The sequence below is a fragment of the Brucella pseudogrignonensis genome, from assembly GCF_032190615.1.
Taxonomy (GTDB): domain Bacteria; phylum Pseudomonadota; class Alphaproteobacteria; order Rhizobiales; family Rhizobiaceae; genus Brucella; species Brucella pseudogrignonensis_B.
This window is the reverse complement of sequence record NZ_JAVLAT010000001.1, coordinates 1323342-1339780: the sequence shown is the minus strand read 5'-3', so window position 1 is coordinate 1339780 and position 16439 is coordinate 1323342. Positions and strand designations below refer to the sequence as shown.

Sequence of the window (16439 nt, the reverse complement as noted above, 5' to 3'; positions counted from 1 at the left end):
GCTTGAGCGTTTACGGACAAGGCTTACGACTTTTTCTTGTCGTCGTCGATTTCTTCGTAATCGGCATCGACAACATCGTCGTTAGAAGCAGTCTGCTCGTTGCCTGCAGCACCACCTTCTTCATCAGCCTGCGCTGCTTCATACATGGCCTGACCAAGCTTCATCGAAGCTTCGGCAAGAGTCTGCGTCTTCGCCTTGATGTCTTCAGCATCATCACCTTCAAGCGCGGTCTTGAGAGCTGCGATTGCACCTTCAATAGCCTGCTTGTCTTCAGCCGAAACCTTATCACCATATTCCTTCAGCGACTTTTCAGACGAATGAAGGAGGCTTTCGCCCTGGTTCTTGGCTTCGACAGCGTCACGACGCTTTTTGTCAGCTTCAGCGTTTGCTTCCGCGTCCTTGACCATCTTTTCAATGTCGGCGTCCGAAAGACCACCCGATGCCTGAATGCGGATCTGGTGTTCCTTGCCGGTGCCCTTGTCCTTCGCAGACACATTCACGATACCATTGGCGTCGATATCGAAGGTCACTTCGATCTGTGGAACGCCACGCGGTGCTGGCGGAATGCCAACGAGGTCAAACTGGCCGAGGATCTTGTTATCGGCAGCCATTTCACGCTCGCCCTGGAAAACGCGGATCGTCACAGCCGACTGATTGTCTTCAGCGGTCGAGAAGGTCTGCGACTTCTTGGTCGGGATCGTGGTGTTGCGTTCGATCAGACGGGTGAACACACCGCCGAGCGTTTCAATGCCGAGCGAAAGCGGGGTCACGTCGAGCAGAAGAACGTCCTTGACGTCGCCCTGCAGAACGCCGCCCTGAATTGCTGCACCCATGGCAACAACTTCGTCCGGGTTCACGCCCTTGTGTGGTTCCTTGCCGAAGAAAGCCTTCACGACTTCCTGAATTTTCGGCATACGGGTCATACCGCCAACCAGAACAACTTCATCGATGTCGCCAGCCTTGAGGCCAGCATCCTTGAGCGCTGCCTTACATGGCTCGACCGTGCGCTGCACGAGATCGTCAACCAGGCTTTCGAACTTCGAGCGCGAAAGCTTGATAGCAAGGTGCTTCGGACCGGTCTGGTCAGCGGTGATGAATGGCAGGTTAATTTCGGTCTGCTGTGCCGACGAAAGTTCGATCTTTGCCTTTTCAGCAGCTTCCTTAAGACGCTGAAGAGCAAGCTTGTCGTTCTTCAGATCGATACCGCTTTCCTTCTTGAACTCGGCAACCAGATATTCAACCAGACGCATGTCAAAGTCTTCACCACCGAGGAACGTGTCACCGTTGGTCGACTTCACTTCAAACACGCCGTCGCCGATTTCGAGAACGGAAACGTCGAACGTACCGCCACCAAGATCGTAAACAGCAATGGTCTTGCCTTCGCTCTTGTCGAGACCGTAAGCAAGTGCCGCAGCCGTTGGCTCGTTGATAATGCGCAGAACTTCAAGACCAGCGATCTTGCCGGCATCCTTGGTTGCCTGACGCTGTGCATCGTTGAAGTATGCCGGAACCGTGATAACGGCCTGCGTCACAGTTTCACCGAGGTAAGATTCAGCGGTTTCCTTCATCTTCTGAAGGATCATCGCGGAAACCTGCGATGGGGAATATTTCTTGCCGTGGGTTTCAACCCATGCATCGCCATTGTCGCCCTTGACGATCTTGTAAGGCACAAGATCCTTGTCCTTGGTGACCATTGGGTCATCAAAGCGGCGGCCAATCAGACGCTTTACGGCGAACAGGGTGCCTTCCGGGTTGGTGACGGCCTGACGCTTCGCAGGCTGACCAGCGAGACGTTCGTCACCATCGCTGAAAGCGATGATCGAAGGTGTCGTCCGCGCACCTTCAGCATTTTCAATGACCTTCGCGCTTTTTCCGTCCATGACGGCTACGCAGGAGTTGGTCGTTCCCAGATCGATACCAATAACTTTAGCCATATTTCTCTCCATTCAGCAAACCGCAAAAACCTCTACCGAGCGTTTCATGTGCGGTTCCTATCGGTTTCACAATGCCTGCTTCAAGGTGTGAAGTCGGGAAGCATTTTTCAAGCCACCCGGCCTTTTATCAAAGCCCTGTGCGAGGCGTATATAAGAAAGGCAGTTTTTCACTGCAAGTCACAAGACGCATCACAATGAAAGATTCCTGCCTGTTAAACTTTTCAGCCCTCAGAGCGTGACGCATTTTAATCGCAACCGCTGTACTCGCTCTGTCTTTTTGTATATCGCATGTCGTTATCGGAAAACCGGTTCCCACTTTTCCGCGACATGCTTTAAACGCTCACGAAACCGTCGCTTTTACCAGCGCGATAAATCGCATCGATAAATTTCTGATTGGCTTTTGAGTTTTCCAGAGAAAACAGCATCACACTACTTTCTCCCTTGGCACCCTTCGCGGCGCGAACGAAGTTTTCCGCCTGAAGCTGATAATGGTTTGTATCGGAGAAAGACCACTCTGTCGCCTCCGTATGTTCCGCATTATAGAGCGTTATGCGGCCATGACCATATTTGCCGGTATTGAATGGTGCGTGAACTTCGATAAAGCCCTTATCGCCATGGAAAACCATCGTCTGACGACCAGCCAACTGGGTAGCAACATAAAAGCTCAGATCAAAACCATCGAATCGGGCTGAGACATTGGCATAGCGATCCGTGCCAAAATTCGGATCATACTCAACAGTCGCTTGAACCGAGAGCGGCTCCTTGCCCGTAACCATACGCGTCACTACAGTCGGGTAGACGCCAATGTCCGGCAGCACACCGCCGCCAAGCTCCGGCTGATTGCGCATATTGGTTGGGTCATTGTTGAAATAGCTGAACGCGCCCTGCACATGACGCAGCGTTCCAATCGCACCGTCTTCGAGAAGAGAACGCAACTTGATCCATTGCGGGTGGTAAAACACCATAAAGGCCTCAGCGATTGTGACCTTATGCTTGTCGCGTGCGGCAATCAGCTGATCAATATCGTCGGCTTTAAGCGCAATCGGCTTTTCGCAAAGCACATGTTTGCCAGCTTCGGCTGCTTTCAGCGTCCATTCAATATGCTGTGAGGTCGGCAGCGGAATATAGACACCGTCAACTTCGTCGCTTGCCAGCAATTCCTCATAAGAACCAAAAGCCAGCGGCGCACCAAAGCGATCTGCAACAGCACGCGCACGTGCCTCATCACGACTGGCAATGGCATGAACAGCACCATTGTCCGAAGCACAAAGTGCCGGAATAACCTGCGTGACGCCAATCTTGGCGGTGGAAAGAATACCCCAACGAAACATGCGTTTCCCTTCTTCCAAACTTGCTCAGTTTTTCTTTCAGGCCGAGTTTCAGTGAGCGCAAAGCGCTATGATCCCATATTTGCGGCTATCGATGACATGATTGGTGCCAAATACGAAACAAAAAATGTTCCCCCACCAAAGCCGTCGAATAAGTTTTTTGCCGCGAAGCGCCTCAAGCCCCCAGAAAGCGGCTCTGCATCTCGTAAGATCCGCGAAAGAAATCGATGAATGCGCGCAGAGCTGGTCTCATCTGGCGGCGGCTTGGATAATAAAGGAACAGCCCGGCAAATGGCTGGCACCAGTCGTCAAGCACTCTGACCAGTCGTCCATCTACAAGCGCGTCGCGAACGTGATCTTCAAACAGATAGGCAAGGCCGGTGCCATTCAGAACCGTATCGAGAATCAGCCTGTCATCGTTGAGAATGAGCGGCCCTTTGATTGCCACCTCTATTTCTTTGCCGTCTTTTTCAAACTCCCAGTTATAAATCTGTCCGCTGGAAAAGCGTTGCCGCACACACCGATGCTGCATCAGATCATGCGGGTGCTCGGGGATCGCTTTCGTTTCAAAATAGGACGGCGCCCCAACAATGGCTGCGCGCAAATCGCCTGTCAGTCGGGCGCAGATCATATCAGCCTCAAGGCTTTCACCAAGCCGCATGCCAGCGTCAAAACCTTCAGCAACAATGTCAGTGAGCGCACTTTCTATTGTTAAATCCAGTGTAATGTCAGGATAAGCTGCAGCGAAAGTATGTAGCCGCGGCGCAATGACAAACTGCGCTGCGATATGCGGCATCGTAATGCGCAGCATGCCCGCAGGGCGGTCGCGCGCCTCGATTGCGGCACCAAGCGCCTGATGAATTTCTTGCAGCGCCGGAGCAAGACGCTCCAGCAATTGTCGCCCCGCATCCGTGGGCGCAACACTGCGCGTGGTGCGTGATAACAACCGGATGCCAAGGCTCTCTTCAAGAGCTGAGACGGCATGGCTGACCGCAGATGGTGCAATCGACAATTCACGCGCTGCGCCGCGAAAACTGCCATGGGCGGCAACGGCGGCCAAAACGGCCAGTTGGGAAAGCTGATTTCGATTCATTGTTCTAAAATATCGAATAGCCCGTGAAAATAAATCAGTATTATCGAACGCAGGACCGGAGCGTATTTTCAGCCTCGCCGGACGCTCTGCGCTTTCAGAGCACCGTGCCACCAGATTTTAAAAATTGTCCCGAAAGGAATATCCATGAAAACGCGCAAGCTTGGCCAGGATCTGACTGTCTCTGCAATCGGCCTCGGCTGCATGGGCATGAGCTATGCCTATGGTGGACAGGACGAACAGGATGCCATTGCGACATTGCACCGTGCATTTGATCTTGGCATCACATTTTTTGATACAGCCGAAGTCTACGGCCCCTACGAAAATGAAAAGCTGCTCGGCAAGGCACTGAAGCCGATCCGCGATAAAGTTACGATTGCCACAAAGTTTGGCTTTAAAATTGCAGACGGCACCCCCGTGGGTGTGGACAGCCGCCCTGAAAACATCCGCGCAGTGGCAGAGGCTTCTTTGCAACGCCTTGGCATTGAAACGATCGATCTGTTCTATCAGCATCGTGTTGATCCGAATGTACCAATCGAAGATGTCATCGGCACAATGAAAGACCTGATTGGTGAGGGTAAAATCCGCACCATCGGTCTTTCGGAAGCCGGTGCAAACACGCTGCGCCGTGCTCATGCGGTTCATCCGATTGCGGCTCTTCAGAGTGAATACTCCCTCTGGGCACGCGATCCTGAAGAGGATGTGCTGAAAATCTGCGCCGAACTTGGCATTGGTTTTGTGCCTTACAGCCCGCTGGGTCGCGGCATGCTGACGGGCAAGGTGCGTTCGCAATCTGATCTCGCAGCGGATGATTTCCGCAAGACGCTGCCACGCTTCCAACCGGGCAATCTCGAAGCCAATAACAAGCAGGTCGATCTCATCGTCGATATGGCCGCCCAAAAGCAAGTAACACCCGCACAACTGGCACTTGCCTGGGTTCTGCATCAGGGCGATTTCATCGTGCCGATCCCCGGAGCCCGCAAGGTCAATCACCTCGAAGACAATGCCGGAGCTGCAAATATATCTTTGAGCAGCGATGATCTGGCACAGCTCAACAGTCTTTTTGATTTCCAAAAGATTGCGGGTAAACGATATACGGACGCATCGCTGGCGATGACCGGACTTTAAAACTGAGATGCTCAAACAGGAGGGCGGGGATCATCCCTGCCCTTCACATTTGCAAAATAAAACAAACATTTAGAGCACCCTCATAAAGTAGAAAGCTCTAATAAAGCTTGTCATTCTTGCGGATGCATGCTTTTTGCGCTTTATGCAAACAGGAACCATCACGAAAGTGCTTGGCATATTTGCCATCGCCGCCGCTGCTATTGCTTGCTTCTCCCTTGTGGGGCTTGGCCTCATGTATGGGATGTATGGTGTCATCTTTATCGACGGCGTTGCGAGCATTTTTCTTCTTATCGTCTGCTCCGCCATATTCTGGTTCTCGAAAGTCGACTGGAGAAAGCCGGAAGCCGCAGCCATCATGATTTCATTCATGTCATTTGTGGCCATGTTTTTCGATAGCCGTGGCAACCCTGTCTACAATCAACCGCTTTCATGGCTGTTCGGAAGCCCCGACAGTCATCTTCAAATCAAAGAAATCGTCAGTCATGGCGGCGGCAGCACCGGCGTGAATTACGAGTTCCAGATCGTCAATCTCTATGGCGCAATCGAACGAACGATCAGCGGCTGGTTTGTGTTTCCGCTCCGCTTTGTTGAATATCTGGTTGTGCTTTCAATCGTCACCACAATCATCACCGTCATAAGAAATCGATCCGGGAGCAACTGGCTCCCTGACAATGCCAAGCAATGATGAGCCAAACAATGATGAGGGCTAAGGGGACAGACTACCAGCCTTGAAAATCAAAGCACTGCAATCATTTCACAGTTTTTAGAATCTACTCAATGAGGGAAAAACATATGAAACGCTTCTCGCCTCGTGCGATCCTGTTCACGCTTCTGGCGGTCATCCTGCCAGTTACCGTCTTTGCACAATCTGCCGATGAGACTGACCCGAACGCTGCGATTGGCAAAATGAACGCCTATGTTTCGCTTCTCAACCGCACCATTCGCGCTTCGGAATCGCTCGATCGCTACGATAGCTGGGTCGATATGAAAAAGGGACCAACCGGCAAGGAGCGCAATGTCTACGGCCTTTACTCGCTCTATGATGTGCGCAGCGAAATTGAGGCAGCCGAAGAAGCCACAAAGGCGGACCCGAAACTCCCTGCGCTTGATGAAGCAATGGTGAGCTATATTGCGATCTATCAGAAGCTTGCCCCGGTCGTTGAAAAGGCGAGCAAATATTATGACCGCAAGGACTATAAGTCTGACAAGTTTGCCGGTGCGAAAGAGTTTCACAAGCAGATCGCGGAATATGCGCCAGAGTTCACCAAAGAACGTAAGCGTGTCGATGCGCTGCTGAGCGAGGAGAAGGCCAAGATCGATCTGGCTGAGCTTGATGCGCTTGAAAAGTCTGAGGGCAAAAAAGCCAACTGGCAGGTTCGCAATGTTATGATGCGTGCCAATGCGGTTGTTGAATTGCTGCCGGAAAACGAGAAGCCGGTTGTCGATATGGAAGCCTTTGGCAAGGCTATGGATGCCTATGCCGCCGCCGTTCGTGAAATGGATGATTACGCAACCGAACATCCAAATTCGTTCCATGTTTTTGAATCCCGTCCTGCAAGCCTGTTGGGCAAGCTGCGCGACTTCCAGGAAAAGCTAGAAAAGACCAAAGGCGACGCCCGTAAGGGCAATGTTGCCTCTGATCTGCAATGGATCGTCAATGATTATAACACCATGGTTTCGACCTCGCAGAGCGCAACCATGTTTTCGAAGGATTAATCATCCCTTCCGATACGAAAGCCGGGGCACCGACCCCGGCTTTTTTGTTTGCTGTTGCGCATTACATCCGGCGCAAGGCGCGCGGTGCAAGGGTTAGCAAGCCAAGAAGCGTCATGATGAAACCCACCCAGAGTGGCGCATGAAGACCATAGCCTGTCGAGAGCGCAAAACCGCCCGCCCATGGACCAAGTCCCAGCCCAATATTGATGACGGATGCATGCATTGCATTGACCAGCGCGCCCGGATGCGCAATCCGCATGACGCGAGCAATGAAGGCTGGATTAAGCGCAATACCCGTCAGGCCGATCATGACTATCGCAAGAATCGTCGCAAACTTTAGTTCAGCAAACAGCGCGAAGATGAGCATGGCTGTCAGCATGATCAGAATGCCGATAAAGATCGTCGCAATCGTATGACGATCAGCGAAACGACCAATCACGTAATTGCCAATAATGTTTGCAGCACCATAAATCGCCAGCAAAAAGGGCAATTGCGCTTCCGGAAAGCCTGCGAGTTGCGCCGTGATCGGCGATAAATAGCTATAGACCGAGAACGAAGCACCAATCACCAGAGCGCTGGTTGCATAAGCGGCCCAAAGCCTTGGCTTTCGCATTTCATTGAGCTCAGAGCGCAGATTTACTTCCCCATGATTTGGCTTAGCCTCGATTTTGAGCGCAATCACCAGCGCACAAAACAGCACCAGCACCACAATCGCCCAGAAGCTCGCACGCCAGCCAAACGCATTGCTGATAGCGGTTGCCAGCGGCACGCCAAGAACAGTGCACAGCATGAGACCAGCAAACACCAGCGACGATGCGCGACCACGCAGTTCAGGCACAACAAGCTGCGCGGTGATCGCCAGCATCAGGCCGAAACTGGTCGCCGCTGCCATACCGGTGAAAACACGCGCCACCAGCATCACATGAAAATTGCTGGTTGAGGCAGCCACACTTTGTCCGACAGCATAAAGGATCAGAAGCAACAACAGCCCGCGCTTGTTTTCAATCTTCAGCGCCAGAAACACTATTGTCACCAGCGGACCACCAATCGTCATGCCCAAAGCATAGACGGAGATGAGATTGCCAATATCCGAAATCGAGCGGCCAAAAGCCTCCTGTAGCGCTGGCATCATGCCGGAAATCATCAGTTCAGACGTGGTCAGCGCAAAAATACCCAGCGTCAGGCAATAGACCACCAGCGGAATGGCGCGCGCCTGATTTGAAGACGCAGAGACCTGTTCCGCCGCAAGGGCAGAATCACACACTTCGTTCATGGGGCGAATCCTATTTATATAGTCGATACTATATAATTCATATCGTCTTGCGCCGGAGCGTCAAGCAAATTATATAAACATGACTACAGAAAGGACGAAAAATGGTTCCACGCGGGCGTCCGCGCAGTTTCGACCGCGATGCTGCGCTGGAAAAAGTCATGAAAGTCTTCTGGGCGAAGGGCTATGAATGCGCCCAGATCAACGATTTCACATCGGCGATCAGCATTACGCCGCCGAGCTTTTATGCAGCCTTTGGCAACAAAGAACAGGCGTTTCGCGAGGCTGTAGACTATTATAATCGTACCATCGGTGCCGGTCCTTTCGATGCGCTCGAAAATGCGTCGACTATTCAGGACGGCATGCGCCAATGGCTGGAATTAAGTGCCGACAGCGCTTTTGCCTGCCCCGCTGGCGGCTGCATGATCAGTGTCAGCTCAATCCAGTGCAAACCGGAAAATGCCAATGTAAAGGCGTTCCTTCAACAGGTCCGTCACACCAATCATCAGCGTCTTTCAAAGCGGTTGAAGCGCGCGATGGAAGCGGGCGACTTGCCAGAGCAGACAGACATCGCGCAGATGACCGAGTTCTACCACATGGTCCAGCAGAGCATTTCTTTTGAAGCCCGTGACGGCAACTCGCGCGAAGCCGTACAGAAGATCATCGATATGGCCATGCTTGCCATGCCTGCACATTCGCCGTTTTGAGAATGAAAAGCCATGAGAACTGATCTCGAAAGACGTTAAACAGTTTTCGGATATAGATACGGTCTGAAAAAGGCCGGGGACATGTCCCGGCCTTTTCGATGTGATTTGTGACGTTCAGAATAGCATCAGGTTAACTTTGGATGCCTGTCAACGAGGGTTTGTCTGCGCAATTTAAGCGCTTCAATATCACTCTCAAGGGAAGCGATCTTTTCGTCGATATCGTCAACACGCTCTTCGATATTTGCATAAGCCTCTTTCAGCAAAATCTTTGCTTCAGATTTATTCGAGGCACTTGGTGTATCGCCTCGAAGCGGTTTGTTTGCAGTCTCGCTGAGAAAAAATGCCGTTATTAACCCGATGATTGAAGCGGCCATCAAATAATAAGCCGGAACATACAGGCTATCTGTCGTCTCCACGAGCCACGCTGCAACTGTCGGCGTTAAACCTGCAATGATAATCGATATATTAAAGGCGCTTGCCAATGCGCTATAGCGTATTCTTGCAGGAAACAAGGCTGGCAAGGTTGACGCCATCACGCCTGTTAAGCAATTGAGGAACACGGCCAGCATCAACAAACCAGCAAAAATTTTTGGCGTGTTGTTACTCGTCACGAGATGAAATGCTGGAAGCGATAAAAACAGCAGGCCAAGGCTGCCGACCAACAAAAATGGTCTGCGTCCAAACCTGTCACTGAGGAAACCGACGACGGGTTGAACAAACAACATGCCGATCATCACAACAATGATAATCAAAACACCATGATCTTCTGAATAGCCGAGGCTTTGCGACAGATAAGTCGGCATATAGGTCAGCAACATATAATAAGTGATGTTTGTGACCAGCACCATGCCTATGCACACGGACAGCGACTTCCAGTAGTTTCGCACAATTTCCGTAAAAGAAACCATCGGACGATCTTTTATCGCATCCTGGTCTTCTTTTTCCATGCGCTCAAGCTGTTGGGTAAAGGCTGGCGTTTCTTCGGCAGCATGGCGAAGGTAAAGACCGATAAGCCCCAAAGGTGCAGCGAGATAAAATGGAATCCTCCATCCCCAGTCCAGAAACGCCGCTTCTCCCATCATGGTGCTTAAGAACACCACAAGCCCAGCCCCCATCACGAAGCCCGCAATCGACCCGAAATCAAGCCAGCTGCCAAGAAAGCCTCTTCTGCGATCAGGTGCATATTCGGCAACGAAAATGGCAGCGCCGGTATATTCTCCACCGACCGAAAAGCCCTGAATGAGTTTACAGGCAAGCAGCAGGATTGGTGCCCATATGCCAATCGTCGCATAGGATGGAATAAGTCCAATACAGAAAGTACTGGCTGCCATGATAATGATTGTCAGCGACAAGACTTTTTGCCGCCCAAAACGATCGCCCATCACGCCGAAGAACAAGCCACCTAGCGGGCGCACCAAAAAAGGCACCGAGAACGTTGCGAGTGCTGCAATCGTCTGAATTCCGGGTGCCGCATTTGGGAAGAAAACCTGGCCTAACGCATAGGCTACAAAGCCGTAAACACCAAAGTCGAACCATTCCATTGCATTGCCAAGTGCAGCAGCGGTGATTGCTTTTTTGAGCTTAGCATTGTCGATGACTTTGATGTCTTGAATTTTTAACGGTTCAACAGCAGTTGCACCACCCGAATTATTGTCTTGCACCATTCGCGCAGCCTCTAAATTCCGCAATCATACTAATGTCTTGGGATATAAAGGGGACAATTTCTAAAAGACAAGGCAAGCTGGAAGGTCGCAATAAGAAATAGCTACAAATCAGCCTGAGTTAATGGGCACGAAAAAAGCCCGGAACAACCCGGGCTTTTAGTCTTGTGCTTATCCGCGAAGGACGCCACCAGTTTGCTTGGTCACATTCGCAACAATCTGCTTCGCCAGTGCTTCCAGATCTTCATCGGTGAGCGTGCGATCCTGTGGCTGAAGAAGCACTTCGACCGCAATCGACTTCTTGCCTTCACCAAGTGAAGCGCCTGTGAACACGTCAAACACCTGTACACCCGCAATCAGCTTCTTGTCAGCAGACGAGACCGCCTTCACGACATTACCCGCTTCAACGCTTGCATCCACCACAAAGGCGAAATCACGCTTAAGGCTCTGGAACTGCGAGAGGCTGAGCGCTGGCTTGGTGCGGGTTGCCTTTGCCTTCGGCTCTGGGATCGCATCAATATAGACTTCGAAGCCGCAGAGCGCGCCCGACACATCAAGTGCTTCCAGCGTATCCGGGTGGAATTCACCAAAATAGCCAAGCACGACCTTTGGTCCGAGTTTCAGCGTGCCTGAACGGCCCGGATGAAACCATTCCGGACCACCGGCTTCGATCTGGATGCGATCAACCGGTGCACCGGCAGCCTCAAGTGCTGCCAGCGCATCGGCCTTCGCATCGAATACGCCAACAGGTGATGCATTGCCCGCCCAGAAACGCCCCGCGCCTTCGACACCTGCCGTGCCGCGACGGACACCGCCCGCCACACGACGCTGCTGGTCCGGCTTGTCGCCTTCATAGACGCCCGAGACTTCGAACAAGGCCGTATCGCCAAAACCACGATCCGCATTGCGCTGAGCCGCAGACAGCAGACCCGGGAGCAGCGATGGGCGCATGTCAGACATATCGGCTGCAATCGGATTTGCCAGCTTCAGTTCCGGTTTGCCGCCGCCAAAGGCTTTTGCCTGCGCTTCGGAGATGAAGGAATAAGTCACGGCTTCCATCATGCCGCGCGAAGCAAGCGTGCGGCGTGCAAGACGCGTGCGGATTTGCAGCGTTGTCAGAATACGACCATTGACCGTGCCAAGACCCGGCAGCGGCTGAGGTGCAATCTGGTTGATGCCGTGGATACGCATGACTTCTTCGACGAGGTCAGCCTTGCCTTCTACGTCATTGCGCCATGTTGGAACGGTCGCCTTAATAACCTTGCCGTCACCTTCAACGCCGAAGCCAAGACGCTTCAGAATGTCAAATGATTCATCATAGGACACGTCGATACCGGTGAGGCGTTTGACTTCCGAAACCGGGAAATCAATCACGCGCGCCGCTGGGGCTGTATAACCAACTACGTCGAGAACCGTCGGCTGACCGCCGCAAAGTTCAAGCACCATTTTGGTTGCAATTTCCGCACCCGGAACCATCATTTCAGGATCGACGCCGCGTTCAAAGCGATAGCGCGCATCGGTGACGATACCGAGTTCGCGGCCCGTGCGTGCGATCATACGCGGATCCCAAAGGGCCGACTCGATCAGCACATCGACGGTGTTTTCATCACAGCCCGAATGCTCGCCGCCCATGATACCGGCAATTGATTCGGGACCGTTGTCATCGGCAATCACATACATGCCCGGCTTGAACTTATGCTCACGCCCATCAAGACCGAGGATCGTCTCGCCATCCTTTGCAAGACGCACGGTCAGATTGCCCTTAACCTTGGCTGCATCAAACACATGCAGCGGACGCCCCTGATCGAAGGTCACATAATTGGTGATATCCACCAGCGCGTTAATCGGGCGCATGCCAATGTCTTTCAGGCGCTGCTGCATCCATTTCGGACTTGGGCCATTCTTAACACCCTTGACCAGCCGCAGCGCAAAACCGTTACAGAACGGATTTTCAGAATCCTGATCGAGAATGATCTTAACAGGTGTCTGACCTTCGCCCTTAACCGCTTCCGGCAGAGTGTTTTTGAGCGTACCAAGGCCAGCGGCAGCCAGATCGCGTGCAATACCGCGAATGCCTGCACAGTCAGCCCGATTGGGCGTCAGGCCGATTTCAATGATCGGATCGTCAATGCCAAGGTAAGCTGCATAGCTTGTGCCAACAGGCGCATCGTCTGGCAGATCAATAATGCCGTTATGTTCATCTGAAAGTTCCAGCTCGCGCTCGGAACACATCATGCCAAAACTTTCGACACCACGGATTTTACCAACCGAAAGCGTGACATCAAGGCCCGGCACATAATCGCCCGGACGACCCAGAACACCGACCAGACCTGTGCGGGCATTGGGGGCACCGCAAACGACCTGAACCGGCTGACCTTCGCCTGTATCAACGGTGAGAACGCGCAGCTTGTCGGCATCGGGGTGCTGAACAGCATTCAAAACCTTAGCGATCTTGAAAGCTTTGAATGCAGCACGATCGTCGACGCCATCCACTTCCAGACCAATATCGGTGAGTTTTTCGACGATCTGGTCGAGCGTCGCATCAGTTTCAAGGTGATCCTTGAGCCAGGAAAGTGTGAATTTCATTTCTCTGTTCCTTCCTGTCTTTACGCGCTCAGTCCGCCGAACAATGTGGGCAGGTCGAGGGGACGGAAACCATAATGATTGAGCCAGCGCACATCGGCATCGAAGAAGGCACGCAGATCAGGCATGCCGTATTTCAGCATGGCGATACGGTCGATCCCCATGCCCCATGCAAAGCCCTGATAAACGTCCGGATCGAAGCCGGAAGCGCGCAGCACATTCGGATGCACCATGCCGCAGCCCAGAATTTCGAGCCAGTCCGTGCCTTCGCCAAATTTCACATGCGGGCCGGAACGGTCGCACTGAATATCAACTTCCACCGATGGCTCAGTGAACGGGAAGAAGCTCGGACGCATACGCATTGTGACGTTTGGTACTTCAAAGAATGCCTTGCAGAACTCTTCCAGCACCCACTTCATATTGGCGACATTGGCCGACTTATCGACGACCAGACCTTCCACCTGATGGAACATCGGCGAGTGAGTGGCGTCGGAATCCATGCGATAGGTCTTGCCCGGAATGACGATGCGAATCGGCTCGTCGCGGCCTTCCTTGTCGCGAAGTGCAGCGAACTTCTCCATCGTGTGCACCTGCACCGGCGAGGTGTGCGTGCGCAGCAGCTTGCGCTCGCCCTTCTCGTCTGGATTGAAGAAGAAGGTGTCGTGCATTTCGCGCGCCGGATGACCTTCAGGGAAGTTCAGCGCTGTGAAATTGTAATAGTCAGTCTCGATATCCGAACCTTCGGCAATCGAAAAACCCATATCTGCAAAGATCGCAGTGATTTCATCGATAACCTGAGAAATCGGATGAATACGACCCCGCGACACAGCACTTTCGCGTACGGGAAGCGTCACATCAACCTTCTCACGCTCAAGGCGCGCTGCAATGGCTTGCTTGCGCAGCTCAGTCTTGCGTTCGTTGAGCGCTTCTGTGACGCGGTTCTTCAAACCATTGATGGCCGGCCCCTGTGCCTGACGCTCTTCAGGCGACATACTGCCGAGCGTTTTCAACTTTTCAGAGACCGTACCCTTCTTGCCAAGTGCTGCAACGCGCACCGCTTCAATCGCCTGCTCGTCGCTGGCAGCAGCGATTTCGCCAAGAATAGTTTGTTCGAGTTGTTCAAGATCGCTCATTGTCTATATCCCTGTCGCGCTGATCGCGCTCCACGCCTCTTGGTTACATCCCTCTCGTGTCCAAGGGACACTCGACGCCTCTTGATTTATTTCCCAGCCGTGCTTGCAGCACTCGACGCCTCTTGATTTATTTCCCTGTCGTGCTTGCAGCACTCGACGCCTCTTGATTTGCTTCCCGTCGTGCTTGCAGCACTCCACGCCTCTTGTTTGGCTTCCCGCTCGTGCCAGTGGCATCAAATGCGAAAGAAAAACCCGCGCCAGCCGAGCCAGCGCGGGTTTCCCAAATTCAAAATATCACTTGGGAAGGGCTGGCTTAGCGAACAGCGCCTTCAAAAGCGTTTGGCGTCTCGGTGTTCTTAAGGTACTCGAGAGCCTTCTTTGCCGACGCAACCAGCGCACCGAATGCATCAGGTTTATGGATTGCGATGTCGGAAAGAACCTTACGGTCGATTTCGATACCTGCCTTAGCAAGACCATCGATGAAACGGCCATAGGTCAGGCCCTGCTCGCGAACAGCAGCGTTGATACGCTGAATCCAGAGCGCGCGGAACGTACGCTTGCGATTCTTGCGGTCGCGGTAAGCATACTGCTTCGAACGATCAACAGCAGCCTTAGCAGTGCGGATTGTATTCTTACGACGGCCACGGAAACCGGAAGCCTGGTCGAGAACTTTTTTGTGCTTGGCGTGGGCGGTAACGCCGCGTTTTACACGTGCCATGTTATGATCTCCTTAGAGGATAGACGGCTTAGAGGCCGTTAGGCAGGAACTGTTTTACGATCTTCGCATCTGCGTCCGAGAGCACCATGGTGCCGCGTGCATCGCGAATGAACTTGTTCGAGCGCTTGATCATGCCATGGCGCTTGCCTGCAGCCGCAGCTACAACTTTGCCAGTGCCTGTGATTTTGAACCGCTTTTTAGCAGCCGATTTGGTCTTCATCTTGGGCATTTTGCTACTCCTTTGTTTAGTCCCTGTCATGCTTGCAGCACTCCACGCCTCTTAATTTTACGATCCCCCTCGTGCCTTCGGCACTCGACGTCTCTTGTTTTAGTGGCGTCCGTATCTGCGACAGACAGAAACCTTGTTTTACTTCCAGACCGACCAAGTCTGAAAAGCATACGAAACCGCCACGGCATGCCCTGCCGGGCGGTTCGAACGCGGCCTTATAGGCTTAAAGGCCAGAAAACGCAATGCCTGAATCAGACCGAATTGGGCTGGATCATGCTTCAACATCAATAAAGTCGTAACAAAACCGGCAAAGCATGAATGTTTTGCAGATATTCAATAACCTCAAAAAATGGATAGGCCACAAAGAACACCAGTCCATCGGTGAATGTCCGATAAAGCCGATCCGGCTTTACGCGCAATTCAACTTCATCGCGAAATAGCGAGAACTTTGGGAAAAAGCGCGGCACACTCGCGCAATAAGCCTCATAGGGCTTACCGAAGTTGGCCTTGAGAAACTTCTCTTCGGTGCGGATGACCATCGCAAAAGCCAGATAACACAGAACACCAAAAGCCAGCGCGATGATGATACTTCCAGTCTGTGCACCTATACCGATCGCACCGATGCTGCTGAACACATAAAGCGGATTGCGTGTGATCGAATAAGGGCCGGTCTGCACGATTTCCGCGCTTTTGCGCCCGCCAATATAAAGCGTGCACCACATACGTCCAAGAATCGCTGCTACAATGAGGCTGATGCCGAACGCTTCGATATATTCATGCAAATGACCATCGGACCGCGAGCGCACGAAAAGGAGTGCTACGACAAGAAGCCCAATGACAATGGCAATCGCAAGACGGCGTCTTTGTTGATATTTGCCCAGTTCGCTTAGTGTTTTCATGATGATCTCTAAGTGAGGATTGTTTCGGGCAGAGAAAAACCGC

At 52.5% G+C, this 16439-nt stretch carries 14 protein-coding genes; 4 read left to right on the top strand and 10 right to left on the bottom strand.

Translation table 11 applies throughout. From position 1 onward, the window contains the following. Positions 1-23 precede the first annotated feature (23 nt). The 3 genes from dnaK to RI570_RS06505 all read right to left on the bottom strand — a co-directional run bounded on the left by dnaK (position 24) and on the right by RI570_RS06505 (position 4355). Positions 24-1934: a molecular chaperone DnaK gene (gene dnaK, locus RI570_RS06515; protein ID WP_313827599.1), complete on the bottom strand. Its 1911-nt coding sequence runs from the start codon at positions 1932-1934 to the stop codon at positions 24-26. Positions 1935-2266: 332 nt separating this feature from the next. After that, the gene (locus tag RI570_RS06510) at positions 2267-3265 is read right to left on the bottom strand and encodes a Gfo/Idh/MocA family oxidoreductase (RefSeq protein WP_313827598.1); all 999 of its coding nucleotides are present in this window, start codon (positions 3263-3265) and stop codon (positions 2267-2269) included. A gap of 172 nt (positions 3266-3437) precedes the next feature. Beyond that, positions 3438-4355, bottom strand: coding sequence for a LysR family transcriptional regulator (locus RI570_RS06505; protein WP_313827597.1), 918 nt, complete (start codon positions 4353-4355; stop codon positions 3438-3440). 144 nt (positions 4356-4499) lie between these two features. On the opposite strand from RI570_RS06505, the gene RI570_RS06500 reads away from it, so the two are divergent. From RI570_RS06500 to RI570_RS06490, 3 genes are all read left to right on the top strand, one after another. Next, positions 4500-5480, top strand: coding sequence for an aldo/keto reductase (locus RI570_RS06500; protein ID WP_313827596.1), 981 nt, complete (start codon positions 4500-4502; stop codon positions 5478-5480). A 142-nt stretch (positions 5481-5622) separates the two neighbouring features. After that, positions 5623-6165 carry a hypothetical protein gene (locus RI570_RS06495; RefSeq protein ID WP_313828576.1) on the top strand — a complete coding sequence of 181 codons (543 nt, stop codon included), beginning with the start codon at positions 5623-5625 and terminating at the stop codon, positions 6163-6165. 107 nt (positions 6166-6272) lie between these two features. Further along, positions 6273-7196 (top strand): YiiG family protein, encoded by a 924-nt coding sequence (locus RI570_RS06490; RefSeq protein WP_313827595.1) that lies wholly within the window; start codon positions 6273-6275, stop codon positions 7194-7196. 61 nt (positions 7197-7257) lie between these two features. Here RI570_RS06490 and RI570_RS06485 read toward each other — a convergent pair whose 3' ends face one another. After that, a complete protein-coding gene (locus RI570_RS06485) occupies positions 7258-8469 on the bottom strand; it encodes an MFS transporter (protein WP_313827594.1) in 1212 nt (403 codons plus the stop codon). A gap of 101 nt (positions 8470-8570) precedes the next feature. Here RI570_RS06485 and RI570_RS06480 point away from each other — a divergent pair, with 101 nt between their 5' ends. After that, entirely contained in the window at positions 8571-9173 is a 603-nt protein-coding gene (locus RI570_RS06480; protein WP_313827593.1) for a TetR/AcrR family transcriptional regulator, read from the top strand. A 125-nt stretch (positions 9174-9298) separates the two neighbouring features. Here the strand turns inward: RI570_RS06480 and proP are convergent, their stop codons facing one another. The 6 genes from proP to RI570_RS06450 all read right to left on the bottom strand — a co-directional run bounded on the left by proP (position 9299) and on the right by RI570_RS06450 (position 16396). Beyond that, positions 9299-10837, bottom strand: a complete 1539-nt coding sequence (proP, locus tag RI570_RS06475) for a glycine betaine/L-proline transporter ProP (RefSeq protein ID WP_313827592.1) — start codon at positions 10835-10837, stop codon at positions 9299-9301. A gap of 168 nt (positions 10838-11005) precedes the next feature. Then, positions 11006-13420, bottom strand: a complete 2415-nt coding sequence (pheT, locus tag RI570_RS06470) for a phenylalanine--tRNA ligase subunit beta (RefSeq protein WP_313827590.1) — start codon at positions 13418-13420, stop codon at positions 11006-11008. A 20-nt stretch (positions 13421-13440) separates the two neighbouring features. Further along, positions 13441-14550, bottom strand: coding sequence for a phenylalanine--tRNA ligase subunit alpha (gene pheS / locus RI570_RS06465; RefSeq protein WP_313827589.1), 1110 nt, complete (start codon positions 14548-14550; stop codon positions 13441-13443). A 313-nt stretch (positions 14551-14863) separates the two neighbouring features. Continuing rightward, positions 14864-15268, bottom strand: a complete 405-nt coding sequence (gene rplT, locus RI570_RS06460; protein ID WP_313827588.1) for a 50S ribosomal protein L20 — start codon at positions 15266-15268, stop codon at positions 14864-14866. A gap of 28 nt (positions 15269-15296) precedes the next feature. After that, the gene (gene rpmI, locus RI570_RS06455) at positions 15297-15497 is read right to left on the bottom strand and encodes a 50S ribosomal protein L35 (RefSeq protein ID WP_007872654.1); all 201 of its coding nucleotides are present in this window, start codon (positions 15495-15497) and stop codon (positions 15297-15299) included. Positions 15498-15781: 284 nt separating this feature from the next. Next, positions 15782-16396: an isoprenylcysteine carboxylmethyltransferase family protein gene (locus RI570_RS06450; protein WP_313827586.1), complete on the bottom strand. Its 615-nt coding sequence runs from the start codon at positions 16394-16396 to the stop codon at positions 15782-15784. Positions 16397-16439 lie beyond the last annotated feature (43 nt).

Excerpts from the sequence above, each read along its gene's own strand:
- dnaK (WP_313827599.1), bottom strand. The coding sequence starts at position 1,934 with ATGGCTAAAGTTATTGGTATCGATCTGGGAACGACCAACTCCTGCGTA.
- RI570_RS06510 (WP_313827598.1), bottom strand. The coding sequence starts at position 3,265 with ATGTTTCGTTGGGGTATTCTTTCCACCGCCAAGATTGGCGTCACGCAG.
- RI570_RS06505 (WP_313827597.1), bottom strand. The coding sequence starts at position 4,355 with ATGAATCGAAATCAGCTTTCCCAACTGGCCGTTTTGGCCGCCGTTGCC.
- RI570_RS06500 (WP_313827596.1), top strand. The coding sequence starts at position 4,500 with ATGAAAACGCGCAAGCTTGGCCAGGATCTGACTGTCTCTGCAATCGGC.
- RI570_RS06495 (WP_313828576.1), top strand. The coding sequence starts at position 5,623 with ATGCAAACAGGAACCATCACGAAAGTGCTTGGCATATTTGCCATCGCC.
- RI570_RS06490 (WP_313827595.1), top strand. The coding sequence starts at position 6,273 with ATGAAACGCTTCTCGCCTCGTGCGATCCTGTTCACGCTTCTGGCGGTC.
- RI570_RS06485 (WP_313827594.1), bottom strand. The coding sequence starts at position 8,469 with ATGAACGAAGTGTGTGATTCTGCCCTTGCGGCGGAACAGGTCTCTGCG.
- RI570_RS06480 (WP_313827593.1), top strand. The coding sequence starts at position 8,571 with ATGGTTCCACGCGGGCGTCCGCGCAGTTTCGACCGCGATGCTGCGCTG.
- proP (WP_313827592.1), bottom strand. The coding sequence starts at position 10,837 with ATGGTGCAAGACAATAATTCGGGTGGTGCAACTGCTGTTGAACCGTTA.
- pheT (WP_313827590.1), bottom strand. The coding sequence starts at position 13,420 with ATGAAATTCACACTTTCCTGGCTCAAGGATCACCTTGAAACTGATGCG.
- pheS (WP_313827589.1), bottom strand. The coding sequence starts at position 14,550 with ATGAGCGATCTTGAACAACTCGAACAAACTATTCTTGGCGAAATCGCT.
- rplT (WP_313827588.1), bottom strand. The coding sequence starts at position 15,268 with ATGGCACGTGTAAAACGCGGCGTTACCGCCCACGCCAAGCACAAAAAA.
- rpmI (WP_007872654.1), bottom strand. The coding sequence starts at position 15,497 with ATGCCCAAGATGAAGACCAAATCGGCTGCTAAAAAGCGGTTCAAAATC.
- RI570_RS06450 (WP_313827586.1), bottom strand. The coding sequence starts at position 16,396 with ATGAAAACACTAAGCGAACTGGGCAAATATCAACAAAGACGCCGTCTT.